At 65.0% G+C, this 5,747-nt stretch carries 1 protein-coding gene and 1 pseudogene; both read left to right on the forward strand.

Annotated elements, in window-relative coordinates; genetic code table 11:
* Positions 1-668 precede the first annotated feature (668 nt).
* Positions 669-5,252: a glutamate synthase large subunit gene (gltB, locus tag WA317_RS09195; protein WP_425172732.1), complete on the forward strand. Its 4,584-nt coding sequence runs from the start codon at positions 669-671 to the stop codon at positions 5,250-5,252.
* A pseudogene (gene gltD / locus WA317_RS09200) lies at positions 5,245-5,747 on the forward strand (glutamate synthase); the annotation flags it as partial. The gene gltB and the pseudogene gltD, both read left to right, overlap by 8 nt.

Below are 5,747 nucleotides of genomic sequence, written 5' to 3' on the forward strand. Positions count from 1 at the left end.
TGATGGGGCGGTGGCGCGTACGGAGGATTTCCCGGCGGCGGTTGAGGCGGACGGCCCGGAGTCCCGTCGGGGCCGGCCTGCAGACGGTCCCGCAAGAAGTCGTCGCGATCGCTCATCGGCGCCCCGGCGAGCAGGCAATCGGCGGTATCACGCGATAAGTATCGGCCAGCGGGCCGGCCGGCGGTCACACCGGTTCAACCGCATCCTGATCGGCAGGCAGCTGCGTCCGACGGGCGCTGGGTGCCGCATCGGCTGATCGTAGACGACACCGCGACCACCGGTTGCGGTGCGCTGCGTTACAGCGGCGGCTCAGCAGAGATTGCCGCAGCCAGTACTGCGAGGTCAGGACGGCCACGGATCAATGCCGCAACCGGCGGTGAGTTCTCGGGAAGCTGATTTTGCTGGCGGCGCAGCATGGCGAAGCGCGGGTTACTATTAACGAAGTTGGCATGTCAAGCGGTTTCTGTCATATCGTTTTACGACTTGTCGAGACTGGGTAAAGGGCACCGTTCAGCGCTGCACGGACGCATTCCCCGACCAGATCATCGCCACTCGGCGAACATCGTCGTCGACAAGACCGGAGGGGTCTCGTCCGCAACTTGTGGGGCACGGCACCGACGGACCCGATCACGAATGCCGTGCAAAGTCTGGTGAAGGAGCAGGTGGGAATGGCGCCCAGCCGCGTCGGGCTCTACAACCCCGCATTCGAGCATGACTCGTGCGGGGTGGCCATGGTTGTCGACATGTACGGCCGTCGCAGCCGCGACATCGTGGACAAGGCAATTACCGCGTTGCTCAATCTCGAGCACCGCGGCGCCGCCGGTGCCGAGCCCCACAGTGGTGACGGCGCAGGCATCCTGATCCAGGTTCCTGACCAGTTCCTGCGCGCGGTGGTCGACTTCGATCTGCCGGCGGCCGGCAGCTTTGCCACCGGCATCGCGTTTCTGCCGCAGTCCTCGAAGGACGCCGCGGCGGCCTGCGCGGCGGTGGAAAAGATTGTCGAGGCCGAGGGTCTCCAAGTGATCGGCTGGCGCAATGTGCCCACCGACGAATCGTCGCTGGGCGCGCTGTCCCGGGACGCAATGCCGACCTTCCGTCAGGTGTTCATCGCCGGCGCGTCCGGGATGGACCTGGAACGCCGCTCATATGTCATCCGCAAACGCGCCGAGCACGAGCTCGGCACCAAAGGTCCCGGCCAAGACGGGCCCGGTCGCGAAACCGTATATTTTCCCAGTCTTTCGGGTCAGACATTCGTCTACAAGGGCATGTTGACCACCCCGCAGCTCAAAGCGTTCTACATCGATCTTCAAGACGACCGGCTGACCAGCGCGCTGGGTATCGTGCACTCCAGGTTCTCGACGAACACCTTTCCCTCGTGGCCGCTGGCGCACCCGTTCCGGCGCATTGCCCACAACGGCGAGATCAACACCGTCACCGGCAACGAGAACTGGATGCGCGCCCGCGAAGCGCTGATCCGCACTGACGTCTTCGGCAGCTACGACGACGTCGAAAAGCTGTTCCCGATTTGCACTCCGGGCGCCTCGGACACTGCGCGCTTCGACGAAGCCCTCGAACTGCTGCATCTGGGCGGACGCAGTCTCGCGCACGCCGTGCTGATGATGATTCCTGAGGCGTGGGAGCGACACCCGTCGATGGATCCCGCCCGGCGGGCGTTCTACGAGTACCACGCCGCGCTGATGGAGCCCTGGGACGGTCCGGCGTCGATGACCTTCACTGACGGCACTATTGTTGGTGCGGTCTTGGACCGTAACGGCTTGCGCCCGTCGCGAATCTGGGTCACCGAGGATGGCCTGGTCGTAATGGCCTCAGAGGCAGGGGTTTTGGACCTCGACCCAGCGACAGTGGTGCGGCGCATGCGGCTGCAGCCGGGCCGGATGTTCCTGGTCGACACCGCGCAGGGCCGCATCGTCTCCGACGAGGAGATCAAAGCTGAGCTCGCCGCCGAGCACCCCTACCGGGAGTGGCTGGACAGCGGCCTGATCCCGCTCGAGCAGCTGCCGCAAGATGACTACGTGCGGATGCAGCGGCACCGAGTTGTGTTGCGACAGTTGGTGTTCGGCTACACCTACGAAGAGCTCAACATGCTGGTGGCGCCGATGGCCCGGACCGGTGCCGAGCCGATCGGGTCGATGGGTACTGACACCCCGGTCGCGGTGCTGTCACAGCGCCCCCGGATGCTGTTCGACTACTTTCAGCAGTTGTTCGCACAGGTCACCAACCCACCGCTGGACGCTATCCGCGAAGAGGTGGTGACCAGTCTGCAGCGCACCGTCGGACCCGAGGGAGACCTGCTCAACCCGAACGAGGACTCGTGTCGCCAAATCGCGCTGCCGCAGCCGATCCTGCGCAACCACGAACTGGCCAAGATGATCAACCTCGACCCCGAGGTGGAAGTCAACGGACACCGGCATGGTTTGCGGGCTAAGGTTATTCGCTGTCTGTACCCGGTCGCCAAGGGCGGTAGCGGCCTGAAGGAGGCGCTCGACGAGGTGCGGGCGCGGTCCACGGCGGCAATCGCCGACGGCGCGCGGATCATCGTCCTGTCCGACCGTGAGTCGGACGAGAAACTGGCCCCGATCCCGTCGCTGCTGGCCGTTTCGGCGGTGCACCACCACCTGGTGCGGGAACGCAGCCGCACCAAAGTCGGACTGATCGTCGAGTCCGGCGACGCCCGCGAGGTGCACCACATGGCGGCGCTGGTCGGCTTCGGCGCAGCCGCGATCAACCCGTACATGGTGTTCGAATCGATCGAGGACATGCTTGATCGCGGCGTCCTGGAAGGACTTGACCGCGACACCGCGTTGCAGAACTACGTCAAGGCCGCCGGCAAAGGCGTGTTGAAAGTGATGTCCAAGATGGGCATCTCGACACTGGCGTCCTACACCGGCGCGCAGCTGTTCCAGGCCGTCGGTGTCTCGGAGAAGGTCCTTGATGAGTACTTCACTGGATTGTCTTGTCCGACGGGCGGTATCAGCCTGGCTGACATCGCCGCCGACGTCGCTACCCGGCATGGGCTGGCTTTCCTGGACCGGCCCGACGAGCGCGCGCATCGCGAACTCGAGGTGGGTGGCGAATACCAGTGGCGCCGTGAGGGCGAGTACCACCTGTTCAACCCGGACACCGTCTTCAAGCTGCAGCACTCCACCCGCACTGGCCAGTTCAGCATCTTCAAGGAGTACAGCCGCCTGGTCGACGACCAGAGCGAGCGGATGGCGTCGCTGCGGGGGCTGCTGAAATTTCGTGACGGCGTCCGTCCGCCTGTCCCGCTGGACGAGGTGGAGCCGGTCTCCGAGATCGTCAAACGCTTCGCCACCGGAGCGATGAGCTACGGATCGATCTCCGCCGAAGCGCACGAGACGCTGGCGATCGCGATGAACCGGCTGGGTGGGCGATCGAACTGTGGGGAGGGCGGCGAGGACGTCAGCCGCTTCGAACGCGACTCCAACGGCGACTGGCGACGCAGCGCCATCAAGCAGGTCGCCTCCGCCCGGTTCGGGGTCACCTCGCACTACCTGACCAACTGCACCGACATCCAGATCAAGATGGCCCAGGGCGCCAAACCGGGTGAAGGAGGCCAGCTTCCGGGCCACAAGGTGTACCCCTGGATTGCCGAGGTGCGCCACTCGACTCCGGGGGTAGGTCTGATCTCGCCGCCGCCGCACCACGACATCTACTCGATTGAGGATCTGGCGCAGCTGATCCATGACCTGAAGAACGCCAACCCGTCGGCGCGGATTCACGTCAAGCTGGTCTCCGAGAACGGTGTCGGCACGGTGGCCGCGGGGGTGTCCAAGGCGCACGCCGATGTCGTGCTGATCTCCGGCCACGACGGCGGCACCGGCGCCACCCCGCTCACCTCGATGAAGCACGCGGGTGCGCCGTGGGAGCTGGGGCTGGCTGAGACGCAGCAAACCTTGCTGCTCAACGGCTTACGCGACCGGATCGTGGTTCAGGTCGACGGCCAGATGAAGACCGGTCGTGACGTCATGATCGCCACACTGCTCGGCGCCGAGGAGTTCGGCTTCGCGACGGCCCCGTTGGTGGTGTCCGGCTGCATCATGATGCGGGTCTGTCACCTGGACACCTGCCCGGTCGGAGTAGCGACTCAGAACCCGGTGCTGCGCGCGCGGTTCACCGGCAAGCCGGAATTCGTGGAGAGCTACTTCCTGTTCGTCGCTGAAGAAGTGCGGGAGTTCATGGCCCAGTTAGGTTTCCGCACACTCAACGAGGCGGTTGGTCAAGTCGGCTCGCTGGACACCACGCTGGCGCGGGCGCACTGGAAGGCGCACAAGCTGGATCTCACGCCGGTGTTGTACGAGCCCGAATCGGCGTTCATGAACCAGGACCTGTACTGCAGTTCCAGCCAGGACCACGGTCTGGACAAGGCGCTGGATCAGCAGTTGATCGTGATGAGCCGGGAGGCGCTCGACTCCGGAACGCCGGTCCGATTCTCCACCACCATCAGCAACGTCAACCGCACCGTCGGCACCATGCTCGGGCATGAGTTGACGAAAGCCTATGGCGGCCAGGGTTTGCCGGACGGCACCATCGACATCACCTTCGACGGGTCGGCGGGCAACAGCTTCGGGGCATTTGTGCCCAAGGGCATCACGCTGCGGGTATACGGCGATGCCAACGACTATGTGGGCAAGGGGCTGTCTGGCGGCCGGATCGTGGTGCGGCCCTCTGACGACGCACCGGAAAACTATGTCGCGGAGGACAACATCATCGGTGGCAACGTCATCTTGTTCGGCGCGACCAGCGGCGAGGCGTTCCTGCGCGGAATCGTCGGCGAGCGGTTTGCGGTTCGCAACTCCGGCGCACACGCCGTGGTCGAGGGAGTGGGCGATCACGGCTGCGAGTACATGACCGGTGGCCGGGTCGTCATTCTCGGACCCACCGGCCGCAACTTCGCGGCCGGCATGTCCGGGGGAGTGGCCTACGCTTACGACCCCGATGGCGAGTTCCCGGCCAATGTGAACTCGGAGATGGTCGATCTGGACGAACTCGACGAAGCGGATGTGGAATGGCTGCGCGGCATGCTCGAGGCGCACGTCGACGCTACTGACTCCGCCATCGGCCGGCGCATCCTCGACGACTGGTCTGTTGAGCAGCGCCGTTTCGCCAAGGTGATGCCGCGGGACTACAAGCGGGTGCTGCAGGCAATCGCAACGGCGGAGAGCGAAGGCAAGGATGTCGGTAAAGCGGTGATGGCGGTGGCTCATGGCTGATCCAGCAGGATTCCTGAAGTACACGCAGCGCGAGACGCCGAAGCGCCGGCCGGTGGAGTTGCGGTTGCGCGACTGGAAAGAGGTCTACGAAGACTTCGACGACGGCAGTCTGCGCCACCAGGCCACACGTTGCATGGATTGCGGTATCCCGTTTTGCCACCACGGTTGTCCACTGGGCAACTTGATCCCGGAGTGGAACGACCTGGTGCGCAACGCCAGGTGGCGCGAAGCGATCGAACGGTTGCACGCCACCAACAACTTTCCCGACTTCACCGGACGGTTGTGCCCGGCGCCATGTGAGGCGTCGTGTGTTCTGGGGATCAACCAGGATCCGGTCACCATCAAGCAGATCGAGCTGGAGATCATCGATAAGGCCTTCGAGGAAGGCTGGGTGCGGCCGCTGCCGCCGGATCCGCACGAGCGGACCGGCAAGACGGTGGCCGTGGTCGGCTCTGGTCCGGCCGGGCTGGCCGCCGCTCAGCAGCTCACCCGCGC

The sequence above is a fragment of the Mycobacterium sp. genome (genome assembly GCF_049802695.1).
In the GTDB taxonomy this organism is placed as follows: domain Bacteria; phylum Actinomycetota; class Actinomycetes; order Mycobacteriales; family Mycobacteriaceae; genus Mycobacterium.

Bases quoted from the DNA above. Each gene is read 5' to 3' on its own strand.
- gltB (WP_425172732.1), top strand. From the start codon at position 669: ATGGCGCCCAGCCGCGTCGGGCTCTACAACCCCGCATTCGAGCATGAC.